General features: G+C 41.4%; 21 protein-coding genes. 20 read left to right on the forward strand and 1 reads right to left on the reverse strand.

Translation table 11 applies throughout. The features are described from left to right. Positions 1-5: 5 nt before the first annotated feature. From spoIIIAF to AAZR19_RS06110, 19 genes are all read left to right on the forward strand, one after another. The gene (gene spoIIIAF, locus AAZR19_RS06020; RefSeq protein WP_434702574.1) at positions 6-638 is read left to right on the forward strand and encodes a stage III sporulation protein AF; all 633 of its coding nucleotides are present in this window, start codon (positions 6-8) and stop codon (positions 636-638) included. Next, positions 631-1,302 (forward strand): stage III sporulation protein AG, encoded by a 672-nt coding sequence (spoIIIAG, locus tag AAZR19_RS06025; RefSeq protein ID WP_254733912.1) that lies wholly within the window; start codon positions 631-633, stop codon positions 1,300-1,302. The genes spoIIIAF and spoIIIAG overlap by 8 nt, the downstream gene beginning before the upstream one ends. Then, entirely contained in the window at positions 1,302-1,934 is a 633-nt protein-coding gene (locus AAZR19_RS06030) for a SpoIIIAH-like family protein (protein ID WP_024428006.1), read from the forward strand. Before spoIIIAG ends, AAZR19_RS06030 begins: the two co-directional genes overlap by 1 nt. Positions 1,935-2,128: 194 nt before the next feature. Then, the gene (gene accB / locus AAZR19_RS06035) at positions 2,129-2,611 is read left to right on the forward strand and encodes an acetyl-CoA carboxylase biotin carboxyl carrier protein (protein ID WP_061109343.1); all 483 of its coding nucleotides are present in this window, start codon (positions 2,129-2,131) and stop codon (positions 2,609-2,611) included. A gap of 11 nt (positions 2,612-2,622) precedes the next feature. Continuing rightward, complete coding sequence (gene accC / locus AAZR19_RS06040; protein WP_024422945.1) at positions 2,623-3,972, forward strand: acetyl-CoA carboxylase biotin carboxylase subunit; 1,350 nt, start codon at positions 2,623-2,625, stop codon at positions 3,970-3,972. Between the two features lie 25 nt (positions 3,973-3,997). After that, the gene (locus tag AAZR19_RS06045; RefSeq protein WP_034280262.1) at positions 3,998-4,405 is read left to right on the forward strand and encodes an Asp23/Gls24 family envelope stress response protein; all 408 of its coding nucleotides are present in this window, start codon (positions 3,998-4,000) and stop codon (positions 4,403-4,405) included. A 211-nt stretch (positions 4,406-4,616) separates the two neighbouring features. Then, positions 4,617-5,012, forward strand: coding sequence for a transcription antitermination factor NusB (nusB, locus tag AAZR19_RS06050; RefSeq protein ID WP_012010530.1), 396 nt, complete (start codon positions 4,617-4,619; stop codon positions 5,010-5,012). 11 nt (positions 5,013-5,023) lie between these two features. Continuing rightward, positions 5,024-5,875, forward strand: coding sequence for a bifunctional methylenetetrahydrofolate dehydrogenase/methenyltetrahydrofolate cyclohydrolase FolD (folD, locus tag AAZR19_RS06055; RefSeq protein WP_149126485.1), 852 nt, complete (start codon positions 5,024-5,026; stop codon positions 5,873-5,875). A 70-nt stretch (positions 5,876-5,945) separates the two neighbouring features. Beyond that, positions 5,946-7,292, forward strand: a complete 1,347-nt coding sequence (xseA, locus tag AAZR19_RS06060) for an exodeoxyribonuclease VII large subunit (protein WP_041106829.1) — start codon at positions 5,946-5,948, stop codon at positions 7,290-7,292. Next, complete coding sequence (locus AAZR19_RS06065; protein ID WP_003215880.1) at positions 7,289-7,549, forward strand: exodeoxyribonuclease VII small subunit; 261 nt, start codon at positions 7,289-7,291, stop codon at positions 7,547-7,549. The genes xseA and AAZR19_RS06065 overlap by 4 nt, the downstream gene beginning before the upstream one ends. Beyond that, on the forward strand, positions 7,533-8,429 hold the full coding sequence (locus AAZR19_RS06070; RefSeq protein ID WP_237727613.1) for a polyprenyl synthetase family protein: 897 nt from the start codon (positions 7,533-7,535) through the stop codon (positions 8,427-8,429). The genes AAZR19_RS06065 and AAZR19_RS06070 overlap by 17 nt, the downstream gene beginning before the upstream one ends. 150 nt (positions 8,430-8,579) lie before the next feature. Beyond that, positions 8,580-10,481 carry a 1-deoxy-D-xylulose-5-phosphate synthase gene (dxs, locus tag AAZR19_RS06075; RefSeq protein ID WP_034280265.1) on the forward strand — a complete coding sequence of 634 codons (1,902 nt, stop codon included), beginning with the start codon at positions 8,580-8,582 and terminating at the stop codon, positions 10,479-10,481. Next, positions 10,478-11,332, forward strand: a complete 855-nt coding sequence (locus AAZR19_RS06080; protein ID WP_041106824.1) for a TlyA family RNA methyltransferase — start codon at positions 10,478-10,480, stop codon at positions 11,330-11,332. Before dxs ends, AAZR19_RS06080 begins: the two co-directional genes overlap by 4 nt. A gap of 369 nt (positions 11,333-11,701) precedes the next feature. Continuing rightward, positions 11,702-12,151: a transcriptional regulator AhrC/ArgR gene (gene ahrC, locus AAZR19_RS06085; protein ID WP_024422938.1), complete on the forward strand. Its 450-nt coding sequence runs from the start codon at positions 11,702-11,704 to the stop codon at positions 12,149-12,151. Positions 12,152-12,184: 33 nt separating this feature from the next. Beyond that, on the forward strand, positions 12,185-13,918 hold the full coding sequence (recN, locus tag AAZR19_RS06090) for a DNA repair protein RecN (protein ID WP_034280267.1): 1,734 nt from the start codon (positions 12,185-12,187) through the stop codon (positions 13,916-13,918). 199 nt (positions 13,919-14,117) lie between these two features. Beyond that, positions 14,118-15,395 carry a SpoIVB peptidase gene (spoIVB, locus tag AAZR19_RS06095; RefSeq protein ID WP_025092993.1) on the forward strand — a complete coding sequence of 426 codons (1,278 nt, stop codon included), beginning with the start codon at positions 14,118-14,120 and terminating at the stop codon, positions 15,393-15,395. Between the two features lie 285 nt (positions 15,396-15,680). Then, positions 15,681-16,484 carry a sporulation transcription factor Spo0A gene (gene spo0A, locus AAZR19_RS06100; RefSeq protein ID WP_024422935.1) on the forward strand — a complete coding sequence of 268 codons (804 nt, stop codon included), beginning with the start codon at positions 15,681-15,683 and terminating at the stop codon, positions 16,482-16,484. 455 nt (positions 16,485-16,939) lie between these two features. Continuing rightward, entirely contained in the window at positions 16,940-18,040 is a 1,101-nt protein-coding gene (locus tag AAZR19_RS06105) for a Rap family tetratricopeptide repeat protein (protein WP_326349565.1), read from the forward strand. Between the two features lie 228 nt (positions 18,041-18,268). Next, positions 18,269-19,006: a glycerophosphodiester phosphodiesterase gene (locus AAZR19_RS06110; RefSeq protein ID WP_434702582.1), complete on the forward strand. Its 738-nt coding sequence runs from the start codon at positions 18,269-18,271 to the stop codon at positions 19,004-19,006. A 36-nt stretch (positions 19,007-19,042) separates the two neighbouring features. On the opposite strand, the gene AAZR19_RS06115 is transcribed toward AAZR19_RS06110, so the two are convergent. Next, positions 19,043-19,279: a DUF2627 domain-containing protein gene (locus AAZR19_RS06115; RefSeq protein ID WP_024422931.1), complete on the reverse strand. Its 237-nt coding sequence runs from the start codon at positions 19,277-19,279 to the stop codon at positions 19,043-19,045. Between the two features lie 149 nt (positions 19,280-19,428). On the opposite strand from AAZR19_RS06115, the gene AAZR19_RS06120 reads away from it, so the two are divergent. After that, entirely contained in the window at positions 19,429-21,501 is a 2,073-nt protein-coding gene (locus AAZR19_RS06120) for a sigma-54 interaction domain-containing protein (protein ID WP_218677568.1), read from the forward strand. Positions 21,502-21,554: the final 53 nt, after the last annotated feature.

Consider the following 21,554-nt stretch of genomic DNA (forward strand, 5'->3'; position numbering starts at 1 on the left):
ACCTTTTGAGTTTTCTCACGGAATGGATCACAAGTATTATTCTTTTTATTTTATTTGCGATTGTTATTGATCTTCTGCTTCCCAATTCGAGCATGCAAAAGTATGCAAAAATGGTCGTCAGCCTGCTGCTAATCGTGGTCATGCTCAATCCGATTTTTGCTTTATTTCGAGCAGATCCTGATCAAATTTTTTCAGTATTGATGAAAGGGAAGGAAGAAGCGCAGTCAGAAGAAATAAAAAATCAGATGAATTTAGAAAAAAAAGAAATACAAGCCTCTCAGCGTGCATATATTTTAAAGCAAATGGCTGTCCAACTAGAAAAAAGCGCAAAGGAGCCACTGGAGAAGGAGAGCTATGTAATGAAACACGTAGAAGTGCTGGCTGATGAGGAGCATCTGGATCAGAATATGGAGGCGGATCAATTTCGCATCAAAGCAGTTCTTTCCCCGCTCACAGGTGATGCTGTAGAAACGGTGGCAAAGGTGGACATTGATCTCTCCAAGCAAAAGGAGGAAAGCGCTGGATCTTCTAGCAAAGAGATCACGAGGGTGAAAGAGACACTTGCTGATGTTTGGAATACGAGTCCTGAGCACATCGCGCTGAACATTGAGGGAGGTGACGCAGCAGATCATGAATAACAAGGACTGGAAACAAAAGCTGAAATCATTCTTCCAGCCGCCAAAAAAAGGTGAAGGGAAACCCAAATTAACGAAGCACCATTACTTGCTGCTTGTATTCATTATCGGCGTATCTTTCATGTTAGTCAGTCAGATCTTGTCACCGCCATCAAGCAAACAACAAGCTGCGGTTCCTGCTTCTAAAAAAACATCCTTAGAAGAGCAGGAGGTATTCAAACCGGCATCCTCAGGTAAACCAAAAAATTCAATTGAGGACGTGGAGCAAGAATACGAAAATCAGCTGAAAGAAATTTTAGAGACCATCATCGGCGTTGAGGATGTATCAATTGTGGTCAATGTAGATGCAACGTCTTTAAAAGTGTTTGAAAAAAACAAATCCAATAAAAGTACAACGACCGAGGAAACAGATAAAGAAGGCGGCGTGCGAAGTGTCACCGATCAAACAAAAGAAGAAGAAGTCGTCATCATCAAAAATGGCAATGAAGAAACACCAGTCGTTGTTCAAACGAAAAAACCAGAAATCCGAGGTGTCCTCGTTGTTGCTCAAGGAGTAGACAACGTTCAAATAAAGAAAACCATCATTGAAGCGGTTACACGAGTGCTTGATGTACCGAGCCATAGAGTGGCTGTTGCCCCTAAAAAAATCAAGGAGGATTCGGAATGATGTTAAAAAAACAAACGGTTTGGCTATTAACGATGCTAAGTTTAGTTGTCGTATTAAGTGTGTACTATATCATGTCTCCACAGGGTGAAAATGCAGTGACAGTAGAAGATACGAAATCAAAAGGCACTGAAGAGAAAAAGGTTGAAACAGAAAAAGGGACGGACAAAGGCATGGAAAAAGGCGCTGATAAGAAATCCACTGACAAAGAAACAAACGGCAAACAAGAGGATATCGAAACAAGCGGTGAAGAAGGAAAGGCTGTGTCAGAGCAAACAGACGATGAGCTTTTTACAACATACAGACTAGAGCTTGAAGATAAACGAAGCAAGCAGCGCGAAGAATACAATGAAATTGTCTCCAGTGACGATGCAACAGCACAAGAAAAAAGTGAAGCATACGATCAAATGACAGCGCTCAGTGAAGCAGAAGGAACTGAGCGTCAGCTTGAGACCTTGATCAAAACAAAAGGCTATAAAGATGCGCTCGTAAGTGCTGAAGGGGATAAAGTGAGCATCACGGTTCGTTCTGATAAAAAATCAAAGTCTCAAGCGGCCGATATTATTGATATGGTCACAAAAGAAATGAGAGGTCTTGATAACGTAGCTGTCACTTTCGAGCCCACTAATCAATAAAAAAGAACTGGCGCCCTTTGCGGAAAAGGGCGTTTTTTGATGCGGCTTGACACCCCCTCCAAGATGCTTTCGCGAGGCCTTTCGCCACAATAGTAGTTGAATTCATTGAAATCCTCCTGTAAGATGGTTATAGTATGTACTTTTAGTACTAGCCTATAATAAAAAGATAAATCCATACATAGGGGTGCAAATCCATGTTAAAAATCGAAGAAATTCATGAACTGATTAAATTAATTGACGACTCTACAATTGATGAGTTTACGTACGAAAACGAAGGTGCAAAAATCAAACTGAAGAAAAATAAAGAAGTCGTTCAGCAAGTTGCGGCACAAGCACCAGTGGCTCCTGTCCAAGCAGCTCCAGCTCAACAAGCTCCTACAGCACAAGCTCCAGCTCAGACCGAAGCCCCTGCACAAGAGGCAGCTGCGTCTGAAAATCTGCATAAAATCACATCCCCAATGGTTGGCACATTTTATGCTTCATCTTCACCAGAAGCAGATCCATACGTGACAACAGGCTCTAAGGTGAAGGAAAATTCAGTTGTATGTATCGTGGAAGCGATGAAACTGTTTAATGAAATCGAAGCAGAAGTAAAAGGTGAAATCGTCGAAGTATTAGCTGAAAATGGTCAGCTTGTAGAATTCGGACAACCCCTCTTTCTAGTGAAAGCAGAGTAAGGAGTACGATCATGATTAAAAAGCTATTAATTGCAAACAGAGGAGAAATCGCAGTTAGAATTATCCGCGCTTGTAAAGAGCTTGGAATTGAAACTGTTGCGGTATTTTCTGAAGCGGATCGCGATGCGCTGCATGTACAAATGGCTGATGAAGCATATTGCATCGGACCGACTGCTTCTAAAGATAGTTATTTAAATGTCACGAATATTGTCAGTGTAGCAAAATTAACAGGAACAGATGCCATCCATCCAGGATACGGCTTTTTAGCAGAAAATGCAGACTTTGCAGAGCTTTGCGAGGAATGTAATGTAATCTTTGTTGGACCAACTGCGTCAGCGATTTCCAAAATGGGAACGAAAGATGTCGCGCGAGAAACAATGAAGAATGCAGGCGTTCCGATCGTCCCTGGTTCTCAAGGAATTGTAAAAGATCTTGATGATGCTGTTTCAACAGCAGCTAGTATTGGGTATCCTGTGATTATTAAAGCAACTGCAGGCGGAGGCGGTAAAGGGATCCGTGTGGCTCGTACAGAAGAAGAGCTTATTAACGGAGTCACCATCACGCAGCAAGAAGCGGCGCAAAACTTTGGGAACCCTGGTGTCTATTTAGAAAAGTTCATTGAAGACTTTAGACATGTGGAAATTCAAGTGCTTGCAGATCAGCATGGCAATACGATTCATTTAGGAGAGCGTGATTGCTCGATCCAAAGAAGAATGCAAAAGCTTCTTGAAGAAACGCCATCACCAGCACTAAATGCAGACATCCGTGAGCAAATGGGTGAAGCAGCCGTAAAAGCAGCAGAAGCTGTTGAATACACAGGTGCTGGAACAGTCGAATTCATTTATGATTATAATGAAGAGAAGTTCTACTTCATGGAAATGAATACTCGTATTCAAGTAGAGCATCCTGTGACAGAAATGGTCACAGGTGTAGACTTGATCAAAGAACAGATCAAGGTTGCATCAGGTGAGAAGCTTTCTCTTACACAAGAGGATGTCGTATATGAAGGCTGGGCGATTGAATGCCGCATCAATGCAGAGAACCCAGAGAAAAACTTCATGCCTTCAGCTGGTGAAATTAAAATGTATCTTCCGCCAGGCGGTTTAGGTGTACGTGTTGATTCTGCCGCTTATCCGGGCTATGTGATTCCGCCATATTATGACAGCATGATTGCAAAAGTGATCACATATGGTAAGACAAGAGAAGAAGCGATTGCAAAAATGAAACGTGCGCTTCAAGAATTCGTCATTGAAGGAGTCTACACAACGATTCCATTCCACCTTAGATTGCTCGAGCATGAAACATTTGTGAGCGGTAACTTTAATACGAAGTTTTTAGAAACATACCAAATCATGAAATAATCACAGCTTTCGGAGGTGAATGATCGTGTCAGAAAACAATTTGCTTGAAATGAACCTTGATGAAGATCAATTGGGAAAAGTGCAAATTGCACCAGAAGTGATTGAAGTCATTGCTGGGATCGCCGCTTCAGAAGTCGAAGGCATTGCCGAAATGCGCGGCAATTTCGCTGCTGATGTAGCAGAACGCTTTGGAAAGAAAAATCACCGTAAAGGTGTAAAAGTAGATGTCTCTGATGAAGGCATCACAATCGATGTGTATTGTGTGGTTGAATTTGGCCTATCCATTCCAAAGGTATCCACTGCTGTACAAGAAAATATCCGTCAAACCCTTTTGAACATGACTGCCTTAACGATTAATGAAATTAACATTCATGTCGTTGGCATTCAATTTGATACAAAAGCACCTGAGGCTGAAGTAGATCAAGAAATGTAAAAAAGGGGTTCAAGTGAAACCAAGGAGGCATTGCCTCTTTGGTTTTTTAAAGCCCATTTTTGGGTGATTTCCGAATATTGATAACGTGACGCGTTGATTGATTCGTTTTTCGTCACAGCTCGCATGGATCTTGGTGCGACCACGGTCAAAATATGTTATGATCTCTGTATGGCTTAACGACAAGCGGATAAAGTGGTTAAAGGAGTAAATAATGAAAAGAAGAACTGCAAGAGAAAAGGCGCTACAAACATTATTTCAAATTGATGTGAGCAATATTGATCCGAAAGAGGCCATTACACATGCGCTGGATGAACAAGAATCAGATCCTTTTTTCGAGGAACTGGTTTTCGGTGTGCTTGAACAAAAGGACAAGCTTGATGACATGATCTCACAGCATCTAGTGAATTGGAAACTCGATCGTATTGCAAACGTAGACAGGGCCATTTTAAGGCTGTCTGTGTACGAGATGGTGTATCAAGAAGACATCCCAGTTAGTGTCTCAATGAATGAAGCGATTGAACTCGCCAAATTATTCGGCGATGATAAAGCACCGAAATTTGTAAATGGTGTACTTTCGAACATTAAAAACGACCTAAAGCAGCAATAGGAGGATTCGACATGACAGCAACAATCATCGATGGGAAAGAAACAGCAAAAGAAAAACGTGAACAATTAGCAAAAGAAGTAGAAGAGCTAAAACAAAAAGGAGTCACACCTGGTCTTGCCGTTATTCTAATCGGTGATGATCCGGCCTCACTTTCTTACGTACGCGGGAAGAAAAAAGCAGCAGAAGCAATGGGCATGCATTTTCAGCTTGATCATTTAGATGCTTCTTTAACAGAAGAAGAATTGCTTCAGCTGATTGATCAGTACAATGCGAACGATCAATTCCACGGGATTCTTGTTCAACTTCCACTGCCAAAACATATTTCTGAAAAAGCCGTCATTGAACGTATTTCACCTGAGAAAGATGTAGATGGTTTCCATCCATTAAATATCGGGAAAATGCTGCTTGGAGAGGATACATTCCTTCCTTGTACACCAGCAGGCATTATTGAATTACTGAACAAAACGGGTGTCAGTCTTTCTGGAAAAGAAGTAGTTGTTGTTGGACGCAGCAATATTGTCGGCAAACCAGTTGGACAATTACTGTTAAACGAAAACGCAACGGTTACTTACTGCCATTCAAGAACGGCGAATATTTCAGAACATACGTTAAAAGCGGACATTTTAGTTGTTGCCGTCGGTCGAGCAAACTTTATAAAAGCTGACCAAATCAAAGAAGGCGCAATTGTCATCGATGTAGGAGTCAATCGTTTGGATACTGGGAAGCTTGTTGGGGATGTTGATTTTGAAGAAGCAAAAGAAAAAGCTTCTTACATCACACCAGTCCCTGGCGGAGTCGGTCCAATGACGATTACGATGCTTGCACATAATACGGTTAAATCAGCAAAACGTACATTAGCATAAGCTTTATCCATTCATCCACCTGCATGCTGCCGGTGGATGAATGTGCGTTTTTGAAGAGGAGGAATACGTCATGAGTGAAAAAGCCTTTGTGACGGTCACAGCCCTTACAAAATACATAAAAAGAAAATTTGATGTTGATCCGCATTTAGAAGATATTTGGATCAAAGGTGAGTTATCCAATGTGAAGATTCATTCAAGAGGTCATGTGTACTTCACCTTAAAAGACGAAAACGCACGCATGCAAGCCGTCATGTTCCAGCGTTCCGCAGCAAAGCTGCCTTTTTCACCAAAAAGCGGAATGAAAGTGTTTGTACGCGGCGGGATTCAAGTATATGAACCAAGCGGCAACTATCAATTATATGCAAAAGAAATGCAGCCTGATGGTGTTGGTGCTCTTCATCTCGCTTATGAAGAGCTGAAGAAAAAGCTGGCAAGTGAAGGCTTATTTGATGCGCGCTATAAAAAACCAATTCCTGAATATCCAGAGGTTGTTGGTGTGATTACATCCCCAACTGGAGCGGCTGTTCGAGATGTCATCACAACGATTAACCGGCGCTATCAGCAGGCGAAAATCATTGTGCTTCCGGCGCTTGTCCAAGGTGAAAATGCCATCCGTTCAATCGTAGAGCGGATCAAAGAAGCAAATGAAAAACAAATCTGTGATGTCTTGATTGTCGGAAGAGGAGGCGGTTCGATCGAAGAACTTTGGGCCTTTAATGAAGAAGCTGTCGCAAGAGCGATCTTCGCATCAGACATTCCAATCATTTCTGCAGTGGGGCATGAAACGGACTTTACGATCAGTGATTTCACTGCAGACATGAGAGCACCCACACCAACAGGAGCAGCCGAGCTCGCAGTTCCAAGCACAGCCGATTTAATAGAACGAATCAAATCCATTGACATTCGGCTTACAAGAGCCGTGAAGAACCGAACATCACAAGCAAAAGACCGTCTTGTGGCGCTGCAATCCTCTTATGCCTTCCGTTTTCCAAAACGATTGCAGGAGCAAAAAGAGCAGCAATTCGATTTGGTATTTGACCGTTTTCAAAAACAGCTGACGAGACAAATTGAACAAAAACGCAGTCAACTAGACCGCCAGACATACAGGCTGAAGCCGCTTCATCCAAAAGAGCAGCTGCTTCAGGCGAAAAAACGCCACGCCAATGAAACAGAACAGCTCATCCGCAGCATGAATGTGCAAATGAAAACAATTCATTCGCAGTTCCAATCTGTTCTTGGTAAACTAAATGCATTAAATCCACTTCAAGTGATGGAAAGAGGCTACAGTTTAGCCTATAAAGACGATGAACTGATTAAAAGTGTAAACCAAGTCGATACGAAGGATCAATTGGCTATCACCATGAAGGATGGACGTCTGATTTGTGAGGTTATTGAGAAGGAGGGGCAATCATCATGACAGAATCAAATAAACAAAAAGAAGAACAAATGACATTTGAAGAAGCGATGAAAGGTCTTGAGGAGATCGTTGGGAAGCTCGAAGAAGGAGATGTACCACTTGAGCAAGCCATTCATTATTTTCAAGAAGGCATGACACTTTCAAAGCTTTGTCATGAAAAATTACAGCACGTTGAAAAGCAGATGGATTTCATTTTAAAAGAGGACGGTGAGCTGGCTCCTTTCTCAGTGAAGGAGGCAGATGCTGGTGACAAGTAATTTGCAGGATTTTTTAACAACACGAAAACAGGCCATTGAAGATTATTTATTTACATATGTTCAGGAATTGAAGATTCCAGAAGAACTAAAATCTTCGATGCTTTACTCTCTTGAAGCAGGAGGGAAAAGACTTCGCCCTGTTCTCGTTCTTGCTTTATTACATGCCTATGGAAAAAACGAAGAAGATGGCATACCGGTTGGCTGTGCTGTAGAAATGATTCATACGTATTCATTGATACATGACGACCTTCCTTGCATGGACGATGATGACCTTCGTAGAGGAAAGCCGACCAACCATAAAGTATACGGAGAAGCAACAGCGGTTCTTGCTGGTGATGCACTTTTAACGGAAAGCTTTCGCCTGATTACATCGCAGCTATCTAGCAGCGTCTCTCCTGACCAAAAGCTTAGAATCGTAGATGAGCTTGTGAGGTCAGCAGGTGCACTAGGAATGGTTGGCGGTCAATTTGATGACATGGAAGCAGAGCAAAAACAAGTCCCGCTTGCTGAACTAGAATCCATTCATGCCCGGAAAACAGGAAAGCTTCTCACATTCAGCGTCACAGCAGGTGCAATGCTGGCAGGAGCATCAGATGACGATATCGAAAAACTAAGAGAATTCAGCTATCATATTGGCATTGCTTTTCAAATCCGTGATGACATTTTAGACCTCGAAGGTAGCGAAGAAAAAATAGGAAAACGGGTCGGCTCTGATACAGCGAATGAAAAGTCGACATATCCTTCTTTATTAACGCTTTCAGGAGCAAAAGAAAAGCTGCACGAGCACATCACACGTGCAAAAGAAATTGTCTCAAATCTTGAATTAGAGCAGCAATTGCTGCATGAGTTATGTGATCTGATCGCTTCAAGAGATCATTAAAAACAGCCTAGATTTGAGGGTCTTCGAGCAATTGTGGTAAACTGTAAACAGTTTATCATGATAAGACAACTCTTATTCCCGCTTGGTTTTCATAGGAATAAGGCATTATATATGTAGATAGAAATTTTGTTGAAAGCGAGTTGATCCTGATTGGATCTTTTATCAATAAAAAATCCAACGTTTCTAAAAGGAATGTCAAATGCAGAATTAGAGGAGCTTAGTGCTGACATTCGCATGTTTTTAATTGAGTCCTTGGCTAACTCTGGCGGGCATATCGGTCCGAACCTGGGTGTCGTTGAACTCACGGTTGCCCTTCATAAAGTATTTGACAGCCCGAAAGACAAATTTCTTTGGGATGTTGGACATCAGTCTTATGTTCACAAGCTGTTAACTGGAAGAGGGGCGGAGTTTGATACACTTCGTCAATATAAAGGACTTTGCGGTTTTCCTAAACGAAATGAAAGTGAGCATGATGTTTGGGAAACAGGCCACAGCTCAACGTCATTATCTGGCGCGATGGGTATGGCGGCGGCGCGGGATATTAAAGGGACAGATGAATATATCCTGCCGATTATCGGAGATGGTGCATTAACCGGCGGTATGGCTCTTGAAGCTCTGAATCATATCGGTGATGAAAAGAAAGATATGATCGTTATCTTAAACGATAATGAAATGAGTATTGCACCAAACGTCGGTGCAATTCACACCATGCTTGGCAGACTGCGCACAGCAGGCAAGTACCAATGGGTAAAGGACGAGCTCGAATATTTATTCAAGCGGATCCCAGCTGTAGGCGGAAAGCTTGCTGCTACAGCAGAGCGTATTAAAGACAGCCTCAAGTATTTACTAGTGTCTGGCATGTTTTTTGAGGAAATGGGATTCACTTACTTAGGTCCTGTTGATGGACATTCTTATGAAGATCTTTTTGAAAACCTTGAATATGCAAAGAAAACAAAAGGTCCTGTTCTGCTACATGTCATCACGAAAAAAGGAAAAGGCTATCAGCCGGCAGAATCCGATAAAATTGGGACATGGCACGGCACAGGTCCATACAAAATTGATACAGGTGATTTTGTAAAACCAGCTGCAGCTGCACCGTCATGGAGTGGTCTTGTCAGTGAAACAGTCAGAAAGCTTGCGCGGAAAGATGAGCGAATTGTGGCCATCACGCCTGCGATGCCTGTTGGCTCAAAACTTGAAGGCTTCGCCAAGGAATTTCCTGAGCGAATGTTTGATGTAGGGATTGCTGAGCAGCATGCAGCCACAATGGCAGCTGGGCTTGCGACGCAGGATATGAAGCCATTTTTAGCGATTTATTCAACGTTCCTGCAAAGAGCTTATGATCAAGTGCTGCATGATATTTGCCGCCAAAACCTCAATGTATTTATCGGAATTGACCGTGCGGGTCTTGTCGGTGCTGATGGAGAAACGCATCAAGGTGTGTTTGATATTGCCTTCATGCGTCATATGCCGAATATGGTGCTCATGATGCCGAAGGATGAAAATGAAGGCCAGCACATGGTCAATACAGCCATTCAGTATGATGACGGTCCAATTGCCATGCGTTTCCCGCGCGGAAATGGGCTTGGCGTGAAAATGGATGAACAGCTCAAAACCATTCCGATTGGATCTTGGGAGGTTCTTCGCCCAGGGAAGGATGCCGTCATCTTAACATTCGGTACGACGATTAAAATGGCGCTGCAAGCAGCTGAGGAACTTCAAAAAGAAGGGAAATCAATTCGTGTCGTCAACGCTCGGTTTATTAAGCCGCTTGATGAAGCGATGCTAAACGACATTCTTTCTGAAGGGATTCCGATTTTAACGATTGAAGAAGCTGTGCTCCAAGGCGGGTTTGGCAGCAGTGTATTAGAATATCTACACGACAAGAAAGCATCACATATCAAAGTAGAACGCATGGGTATCCCAGATCAATTTATTGAGCATGGAAGTGTTGATGCCCTGCTTGAAGAAATTGGACTGACGAAAGCACATGTTGCTGAGACTTTACGTGACCTGCTTCCAGCAGCACCAAGAAAAGGAATTGGATCATGACATCAAAGAAAGAACGACTTGACGTTTTATTAGTCGAACAAGGACTAATGGAAACAAGAGAGAAAGCAAAGCGTGCCATCATGGCAGGGATCGTTTACTCAAATGAAACCCGTTTGGATAAACCAGGAGAGAAAATTGCTCGTGATACGCCGCTTACAGTGAAGGGGAACCCTCTCAAATACGTAAGCCGCGGCGGGTTAAAGCTTGAAAAAGCGCTTAAAGAATTTGATCTGACAGTTGAAGGGAAATTGCTGATTGATATTGGCTCATCAACAGGCGGATTTACAGATTGTGCTCTTCAAAATGGAGCAGTCAAATCATATGCTGTAGACGTTGGCTACAATCAGCTTGCGTGGAAATTAAGGCAGGATGACAGGGTCATCGTCATGGAGCGCACTAATTTCCGCCATTCCGTCCCAGCTGATTTTACTGAAGGATTGCCAGAAGTGGCATCGATTGATGTATCTTTTATTTCACTTAAACTCATTCTGCCGGCTTTAAAGCATATTCTTGTTCCGGGTGGTGACTGTATTGCACTCGTCAAGCCTCAATTTGAAGCAGGCAGAGAGCTTGTTGGGAAAAAAGGCATCGTACGTGAGCCCTCTGTCCACCTTGGTGTACTAGAAGAGATGAATCAATTTGCTGCAAAAGAAGGCTATGATGTAAAGGATGTATCATTTTCGCCTATCACCGGTGGAGACGGAAATATTGAATTCCTTCTCCATCTAGTGCTTCATCCTGATCAAGAAAAAAATGCGGCACTTCCTGCTTCAGAACTTGAGAAGGTTGTGAAGGAAGCCCATTCTGTATTGAAAGAAAAGAAAAACAGCCCTGAGCCGGCTGACACATGAAATCATTGAAACAAAAGGAATAATAGCTCGCTATTATTCCTTTTCAGATTGTTGACAAAGGGTTAAAATGATCTTTATTTTAGCCCTTTGTCTTCTTTTCAGCGTGATAGAAAACCTTTGAAGTCTAGGAAGTTCGAGCACTGGAGCGGAGCGAATTTGACATTCGTGAGCACCAGCGCGCAGGACTGACACCGAATGCGAGGGTTTGTCTACACGCTGAAAGGAATAATAGCTCGCTATTATTCCTTTTTACATGGTCAAAAGACAAGAATTGGCCGTATCTCACGTAATGCTTGTTTTTTGAACTGTGCATCATATAACATAGAACGTAAAGACAAACTGAGAATGAAACGCCTAGGGGGGTCAAATATGAATAAAGGTCAAAGGCATATTAAAATTAGAGAAATCATTGCAAGCCAAGAAATCGAAACACAAGATGAATTGGTCGATATTTTGAAAGCCGATGGATATAACATCACACAAGCGACCGTTTCTAGAGATATTAAAGAATTACATTTAGTGAAAGTTCCGACGAACAATGGAACATATAAATACAGTCTTCCTGCGGATCAGCGGTTTAATCCACTGTCAAAGCTGAAGCGTTCCCTAATGGATGCATTTATTAAAATGGATGCTGCCAGTCATTTAATTGTTCTTAAAACAATGCCGGGTAATGCTCAGGCGATTGGTGCTTTAATGGATAATTTAGATTGGGAAGAAATTATGGGAACGATTTGCGGGGATGATACCATTTTAATCATTTGCCGCACCCCAGATGATACAGAGACAGTTTCGAGCAAAATTTTAGAGCTTCTATAAAGAATCAGGTTTACTAAAAGAGGTGTCAAATGAGTGTTAGCAGAACTAACCATTAAAAACTTTGCAATCATTGAAGAGTTAACGGTTTCATTTGAAAAAGGACTCACGGTTCTAACGGGGGAAACAGGTGCTGGAAAATCCATCATGATTGACGCTGTCTCACTTCTCGTGGGAGGAAGAGGGTCCTCTGAATTTGTCCGCTACGGTGAAAAAAAGGCAGAGCTGGAAGGGCTTTTTCTTGTACCAGCCGATCACCCTGTATTTGCTCTATGCGAAGAGCAGGGAATTGACGCATCAGATGAAATGATGATCCTCCGCCGTGATATTAACAACAGCGGGAAAAGCATATGCCGGATTAATGGAAAGCTTGTCACCATCTCACTTTTACGGGAAGTAGGACGGCTTTTGCTTGATATACATGGACAGCACGATAACCAGCTGCTCATGGAAGATGAAAATCATCTGCATTTGCTCGATCAATTTGGAGCAGAAGAAATTGCACCGGCTCTCTTGCAGTATCAAGAAGCATATGATCAATATATGAAGACGGCTCAAAAGCTCAGGCAGCTGTCTGAGAATGAGCAGGAAATGGTGCACCGCTTAGATTTACTCCAATTTCAGCTAGAGGAGATTGAGGCGGCACAATTAGAGCCGGGAGAAGATGAGAGGCTTCAGGAAGAGCGACATCAAATCAGCAACTACGAAAAAATCTATTCCTCACTCCAAAACGCGTATAACGCTTTGCGTAATGAGCAAGGAGGACTAGATTGGGTTGGTATGTCCTCAAGTGAGCTTGAGCAAGTGTCTGAGATCAACGATGATTTGAAAAAGTTATCTGAACAAGTGTCGAACTCCTACTACTTATTAGAGGATTCAACCTTCCAAATGCGAAGCATGCTGGATCAATTAGAATTCGATCCGGCTCGTCTTGATTTTATTGAATCCAGGCTGAATGAAATGAAGCAGCTAAAACGAAAATACGGTACAACCGTTGAGGAAATTTTGGAGTATGCGGCGAAGATTGAAGAAGAAATAGATCAAATCCAAAATCGAGACAGCCATCTGCAGACGCTCAAAAATAAATTAGATGCGATGAGCCGTGATGCCCTGCTGGAAGCACTTAACGTTTCGGAACTGCGTAAAAAATGGGCCAAAAAGCTAGCAAAGCAAATTCAAACAGAGCTCAAGGATTTGTATATGGAGAAGTCATCATTTGACACAGCTTTTTCTGTTCGATATGCGCCATTTGGCAGCACCGATTGTCCGCTATTAGACGGAAAACCTGTCCAGCTCGGGAAAAATGGAATCGACCAAGCACAATTTGTCATTTCTACAAATACAGGCGAACCGATGAAATCTTTATCGAAAGTAGCCTCAGGTGGAGAAATTTCACGTGTCATGCTCGCTGTGAAGAGTATTTTCTCAGCTAAACAAGACGTCACATCCATTATTTTCGATGAAGTTGATACAGGTGTCAGCGGTAGAGTGGCACAAGCCATTGCTGAGAAAATTTACAAAGTTGCGTCTGGATCACAAGTGCTCTGTATTACACACCTGCCTCAAGTAGCCGCAATGGCTGACACGCATCTCTTCATTTCGAAACGCTCGAAAGCGGGCAGAACACTGACGAGTGTCAAACCATTAAGTCATGAAGAAAAAGTGAGTGAAATTGGGCGGATGATTGCCGGTGTGGAAGTGACTGAGCTGACAAAACAGCACGCAAAAGAACTATTGCACCAAGCAAATGATGTCAAAACAACAGGGTAGCTGAATCATCAGCTGCCTTTTTTTATGTTGTGTAAAAGCCGGCGTATATACCCATAAAATCGTCTTTTTCTTTTATCAATTTATCCAATCATTTTCTAAAGCTGCCGGTTATAAATCCTCTCGAAGAAGGCAAAAGTAAAGATGTAGCCAAAACATGAGTGTTCTGGTGTGGGTAAGGAGCGAGGAGAGTGAAAAATGAATGCCCGAAAAGATGAGAAAAGCCATTGGTGTGATTCTCCTTGTTTCTTTAATAAGTACAGGGTTTATGAGCATAGTGAAGGAATATATCAGCATTCCAACAAATGTTGCTGTATTTGAAAAACAAAAGCACTCAATTGACACATCGATTGAAGCGTCAGCCAATGCTTCTTCACCAGCCTTTAGCCTTTCAGAGAAAAAGAATCAGCTGGATATTACAGGACAAAAGGCGGGAAAAGCCGAAATTGTTTATGATTTTAAAGGATTTCCTATTAAGAAAACAAAAGTTGACGTTCTCCCTGAATTAAAAGTCATTCCTGGAGGACAATCCATTGGCGTCAAGCTCCACTCTGTAGGAGTTCTCGTTGTAGGTTTTCATCAAATCACAACAGCAGACGGCAAAAAATCACCAGGTGAAGCCGCAGGCATTCAATCAGGGGATATGATCATTGAAATCAATGGTCAAAAAATGGAGAAAATGAATGACCTCACCCCATTTATTCAGAAAGCAGGGAAAACGGGTGAAACGCTTCGTTTGCTCATAAAGAGAGATCATAAAACCTTTCAAACAACATTAACACCCGCAAAAGATGCAAGTGAAGGCATCTATCGAATTGGTCTTTACATTCGTGATTCTGCAGCAGGAATCGGCACGATGACCTTTTTTGAACCTTCATCTAAAAAATATGGTGCCCTTGGGCATGTGATTTCTGACATGGATACAAAAAAACCAATTGTTGTCGACAATGGTGAAATTGTTAGATCAACCGTGACATCGATTGAAAAAGGCACAGGAGGCAATCCTGGAGAAAAATTGGCGAGATTCTCTTCCGAAAGAAAAACAATAGGAGATATCTCCCGCAACAGCCCTTTTGGTATCTTTGGTACGTTAACCGAAAAGCTTGAAAATCATGTAGCAGATAAACCACTTCCAGTCGCTTTATCAAATGAAGTAAAAGAAGGCCCAGCAGAAATTTTAACCGTTGTGGATCATGATAAAGTGGAGAAGTTTGATATTAAAATCGTCAGCACAACACCGCAGAAATTCCCAGCAACCAAAGGAATGGTATTGAAGGTAACAGATGAGCGGCTCTTAAGCAAAACGGGCGGAATCGTCCAAGGAATGAGCGGAAGCCCCATCATCCAAAATGGCAAAGTCATTGGAGCTGTCACACACGTATTCGTCAATGATCCGACTAGCGGGTACGGCGTACACATTGAATGGATGCTGTCAGAAGCAGGAATCGACCTTTATCAAAAAAACAAAAAAGCAAGCTGATCATCAAACTGCCGCGAATCTTCCGGCAGTTTTTTTCTACCCTTTCTTTCTCTTCCATCATGTTATAAAATAAGGAAAAAGAGATTTTTCGACAAAATGGAAAAAAGCTTGTTGTCAAATTGCAATAATCGTCGATTCGTTAAGAAAAACGTAGAAAAAGCTAGATAATGCTCTATTATTCGGAAAATTAAAGTTTTTTAAAGGTGATAGCATGGTTTTGTCGAATTGAACACTCAGAAGAGAAATGCAAAAGACTAAAGGAATCGACATTGGGGAGGAAAGAACGTGGAGAAAATTAAAGTGTGTGTAGCTGATGACAATCGAGAGCTTGTTGGCCTTTTGACAGAGTACATTGAGGGACAGGAAGATATGGAAGTACTTGGCGTGGCGTATAATGGTCAGGAATGCCTGACATTATTTAAAGATAAAGAGCCCGACGTTCTCCTCTTAGACATTATTATGCCTCATTTAGACGGTCTTGCTGTACTAGAACGCCTCCGTGAAAACAATGAAATGACAAAACAGCCAAGTGTGATTATGCTAACGGCATTTGGACAAGAAGATGTCACGAAAAAAGCAGTTGATTTGGGCGCATCCTATTTCATTTTAAAGCCATTTGATATGGAAAACCTAGTCGGTCATATTCGTCAAGTCAGTGGAAACGGCACACAAGTTACCCATCGCTCTTCATCAATCCAAAACAGTGTTCTTCGTAACAAACCTGAACCGAAACGTAAAAACTTAGATGCGAGCATTACGACCATTATTCATGAGATTGGCGTGCCCGCTCATATTAAAGGCTATTTATACTTAAGAGAAGCGATTTCTATGGTGTACAATGACATTGAGCTTCTCGGAAGCATTACTAAAGTGTTGTACCCAGACATTGCAAAGAAATTTAACACGACTGCCAGCAGGGTAGAACGAGCGATTCGTCATGCCATTGAAGTCGCTTGGAGCAGAGGAAACATTGATTCCATTTCCTCACTCTTTGGTTATACTGTCAGCATGTCAAAAGCGAAACCAACCAATTCAGAATTTATTGCCATGGTAGCTGATCGTTTGCGATTAGAGCATAGAGCAAGCTAGTATCTTTTTCATGAAAAAACGTTTCTTCATTGAGACGTTTTTTTATTTTGAAACATGTTGTCAAAAATTGGTTAGGTTGATAAAATCATCTTAATGTTTAAATTGGACAAACGGGCTGCTTTATTTTCAGAATAAAATGAAAAATAAAGCATGAAAAAAATAAAAAAGACATAAAGTAGTGGTAATCAGCTACGCCAATCGATCATGAAGTCTTCAAAATAGAAGAAGAAAACGCTCATTCGTAAGAAAAGGATGAGAGGAAAAGGTCTCATGGATTTGGTAATTAAAGCAAACGAGATCGAAAGTTCTATTTCTATTGACCTGATTGGTTGGCGTTTTAAAGTCACTGGCTTCTTAGAGATTGTGCCATTTGAACTGAATATTCCCATTGTCGAATTTAATAATTTTCACATTCTTTTACTATGCTATAATAATGAAAAGAAGAGGGTGAGGTTATGGGAAAGCTGAAAATCCACTCTGCTGAGGTAGCGAACGAAATTAGCAAGTGGACGAGGGTCATTTCTCAGAATGACTTAGAAAAATCTGCTATCTATAAAGAGAAAATTCAGAATTTGCTAAAAAATACAGATGAAGACCGTGAAGTTCTCCTTTATTATCAGCTTGTTGACGGCAGACATGAAATGTTACTTGGAAATATTGAAAAAGCCAATCAAATTATGAAAAGTGTCGGAACGCTCGATGAGAAGGCAGATGACATTATTAATTTTTATTTTTACTTTTACAAAGGCCAATATGCTGCATATGTGAAAAAGTATGATGAAGCCATTAGCTTTTACAAAATTGCAGAACAGCGGCTAAAACGTGTGAATGAAGACCTGGAAGTAGGAACTTTTCACCATAAGGTTGCTTCGATCTATTACGAACTAAAACAAAATTTCATATCCATTAATCATATTAAAAAAGCCATCGATACATTCAAAGCGCATGAAGAGTACACAGCGCAGGCGATTGACAGCTTAATTTTACATGCAAGTAATTGTATTGATTTGTTCCAATTCGATGAAGCAGAGAAAAAGTATAAAGAAGCACTTGAGAAAAGTAAGCGCATTAACAATGAAGTGCTGATTGGGAAATGCTATCACAATTTAGCGGTTCTTTATTATGCAAAGCATGATTATGAAAAAAGCGCACATTATGCCAAAAAAGGGATGGGCATTCAAATTCACCGTGACAATAGCCATTATTACATCCAATCTTTATATGTTCTGGCGAATGCCTTGGTTCATCTAGGAGATCAAGAGGCGAGGGAATATATTAAAGAGGGTATTTTGTATAGTTGTGATATCCAAAATAATGAATATATAGTAAAATTTGAAATTTTGGATTTGATGTGCGAGAATAGTGGGGCAGCAGACGTATTCTCTGAAAAATTAGACTACATAGAAAAAAATAGATTATATGTGGAGCTTGAGGATTTGTCTGAACAAATATCGAAATACTTCAAGGAACGAAATGATTATCAAAATGCCATTCGTTTTCTTGAAAAGAAATTCGATGCACAAATACTTCAAAAGAAAGTGGAGGTTATCTTATGAAAAAGTTGTTGTTAGGTGTAACCGTTGTTACAGCAGTCGCAGTTGTTTCTTCCCTTTTTGCTCTTGACGCAGAGACGACAGAGCAAGCCATCAGAGCGATTACGTGATCGAATTTATCTGTCAACCTCTTCGTATGAATCAGAAGAGGTTTTTTTTATGCGCTCAAAACTGGAAAAACGAAAAAAGACACGTCATAATGTAAGGAAGCATCATATTTAGAGGTGACCTATGACGAAAATTTTTGCACACAGAGGCTTTAAAGGCATTTATCCTGAAAACACCATGATAGCCTTCGAGCATGCACTCCATTCGGGAGCTGACGGAATTGAGCTGGATGTTCAGCTGACGAAAGACGGCAGACTTGCTGTCATTCACGATGAGAAACTGAACAGAACAACGAATATGAAAGGTTTAGTGAAAGACCATACATATGAAGAATTAAAAGCAGGAGATGCGAGTCATTCTTTCTACGAAGAAACCGGTGCTGTATCCATTCCTCTTTTAGAGGAAGTATTAGAGCTAGTAGCGCAGCAATCATCACTCATCATCAATATTGAACTAAAAAACTCCATTTATCGATATCCGGGTATCGAAGAGAAAGTAAAAAAACAAATCGAGCATTTTCAAATAGAAGACCGTGTACTTGTTTCATCGTTTCATCACGGCAGTTTAGCTCTTTTTCACAAACTGATGCCGCATGTTGAACTTGCTGTTCTCACAATGGATGTGATTCATCAGCCGGAGATGTATATAAAAACAGTACCAGCAAGGGGCTACCATCCAAATATCAAGGGTGCCGGCGTGACCAAAGAGGTTGTGGCGGCTCTCCATGCATCTCAGCAAGTGATCAGGCCGTTTACAGTAAATAGTGAAAATCAAATGAAAAACATGTTTTCCTTAGGTGTCGATGGCATTTTTACTGATTTTCCTGACCGAGCCGTGAAAATAAGAGAAGAAATGAAATAAAGACCTGCTCTAAATCAGCGGGTCTTTTTTCACGTTTTATCTCTGCTTAAAGCGAGCAGTCACTTTATTTCGTTTACGGTCTCTATATAAAATAAAGCCAGCCACTACATAAAGACCTCCCCCTAAAAATAATAACCCTGCAATTCCTTGCAGCCATAAATATGGAAATGGTGCAATGATGATGCCGAAAACAGTGTCACGCAGCAGCTTAATCCCAAGTGCTGCAAGCGCGCCAGGTATTAAAATAATCACTAGTGCAAGTATTCTCCCCATCAAATGTCCCCTTAAACGTCATTTACTTCCATTGTCTAATTCAAAAAATATTTTGTCAAGAAAGGAAAACGTGGTAATATAAGAGTTGTGCAATTTTTTGCAACGGAAAAATATGGTGTGCAAATTTTTTCATATAAAGGGGTAACGGGATGCAGAGAGTCTTGATTGTCGGTGCAGGACAAGGTGGATCAGCATTGCTGGAAACATTGCTGAAAACAAATACGATTCAAATCATTGCGATCGCCGACCTTGATCATGAGGCACCGGGGATGGTAGAAGCGAAAAAGAATGGAATTGATACGACAACGGATTGGAAAGAATACATAAAAGATGACATTGATATCATCATTGAAACAACAGGCAGTTCAGCAGTGCTGAAAGAACTGATTGAAAAAAAGCCAGAGCACGCAGTCATTGTGCCAAGTTCAATGGCTTACGTTATATCAGAATTAATGTCAGAAAAACAGCAGCTGATCCAAATATTAAAGGAACAAACCTATAAGCATGACCGCATTTTTAATGCAACGAACGACGGGATGATTTTTATAAACATGGATGAAGAAGTTGTCCTGTTTAATCGATCAGCGGCCAAAATGGTTGGATGTTCGCAAAAAGATGCGATTGGCCGTCATATACGAGAAGTGATCCCAAATACAAAGCTTCCCGACATTTTAAGATCGAGAGAGCCAGAATTTAATCAAAAACAATTTCTGAATCAGCAAATACAAATTGTGACAACGCGTTTGCCAATTATTGATGACGCGGGGAGAATGCTAGGTGCTTTATCCATCTTTAAAGATATTACAGATGCCGTTGAGCTTGCGGAGGAAGTGACCAATCTTAAAGAAGTACGAACGATGCTGGAGGCGATCATTCAATCGTCGGATGAAGCCATATCAGTTGTTGATGAGCAGGGAAAAGGGATCTTAATCAACCGGGCATATACGAAAATGACTGGATTAACAGATAAAGAAGTTGTGGGGAAACCAGCAGGTGCAGATATTTCTGAAGGAGAAAGCATGCATTTGAAGGTACTTGAAACAAGGAGACCCGTTCGAGGCGTCAGAATGAAAGTCGGACCGAATAAAAAAGATGTGATTGTCAACGTAGCGCCAGTCATCGTTGATGGCATTTTAAAAGGCAGTGTCGGGGTCATTCATGACGTTTCAGAAATTCAATCACTCACGAATGAATTAAATAAAGCAAGGCAGCTCATCCGGACACTTGAAGCAAAGTACACTTTTGAAGACATCATTGGAGAAAGTGAGCAAATGCTTGTGGCGCTTGAGCAGGCAAAGCTAGGCGCGAAAACGCCAGCCACGATTTTACTCCGGGGAGAATCAGGTACTGGAAAAGAGCTGTTTGCGCACGCCATTCACAATGAAAGTGACCGGAAATATAATCGCTTTGTACGGGTCAACTGTGCGGCCTTATCTGAGACCCTTTTAGAGTCAGAGCTTTTTGGCTATGAAGAAGGAGCGTTCTCTGGTGCAAGGCGGGGCGGGAAAAAAGGGCTGTTTGAAGAGGCGAATCAAGGCAGCATTTTTTTAGATGAAATTGGTGAAATGACGCCAAGTACACAGGCGAAGCTGCTTCGTGTGATGCAGGAGAAAGAAATAGTAAGAGTAGGCGGAACAAAGGCTATACCGGTCGATGTTCGTGTGATCACGGCGACAAATGTCAATATTGAAAAAGCGATGGCGGAAGGAAAGTTCAGAGAAGATTTATATTATCGAATGAACAGATACCCGATCTCCATCCCGCCGCTAAGGCAGCGCCTTGAGGATATTGACTCGTTAAGTAAACGTCTCATCCAAAAGATCAATTTAGACTATGGACGGAACGTGAGCGGGTTAACGGAACAGGCACTTAATAGACTGCGATCATACAAGTGGCCAGGAAACGTAAGAGAGCTTGAAAATGTACTTGGACGAGCCATGATCTTTTTGAACCCGCAAGAAGAATGGATTGATGAAGACCATATTTCTTTCATGGAGTCAGAAGATCAGGAAGAAAAAGAGCAACAGGAACTGACTGTCAGTCAATTTGAGGGAGAGACACTTTCGGATGCTGTTGAGGCATTTGAAGCGCAGCTGATTAAACAAACCCTTGAAAAGCATCAATTCAATCGCACGAAAACAGCGAAAACGTTAGGGATCAGCATTCGGAACCTTTACTATAAAATGGACAAATATCAACTTGCAAAAGATAGCATGCAATAAAATGCATGTAACCTGCAAAAGATTGCACGAATGTCATGCGAATTGCCTCATAT

The organism is Bacillus sp. Je.9.29.b, assembly GCF_051129925.1.
GTDB classification, from domain to species: domain Bacteria; phylum Bacillota; class Bacilli; order Bacillales; family Bacillaceae; genus Bacillus; species Bacillus safensis.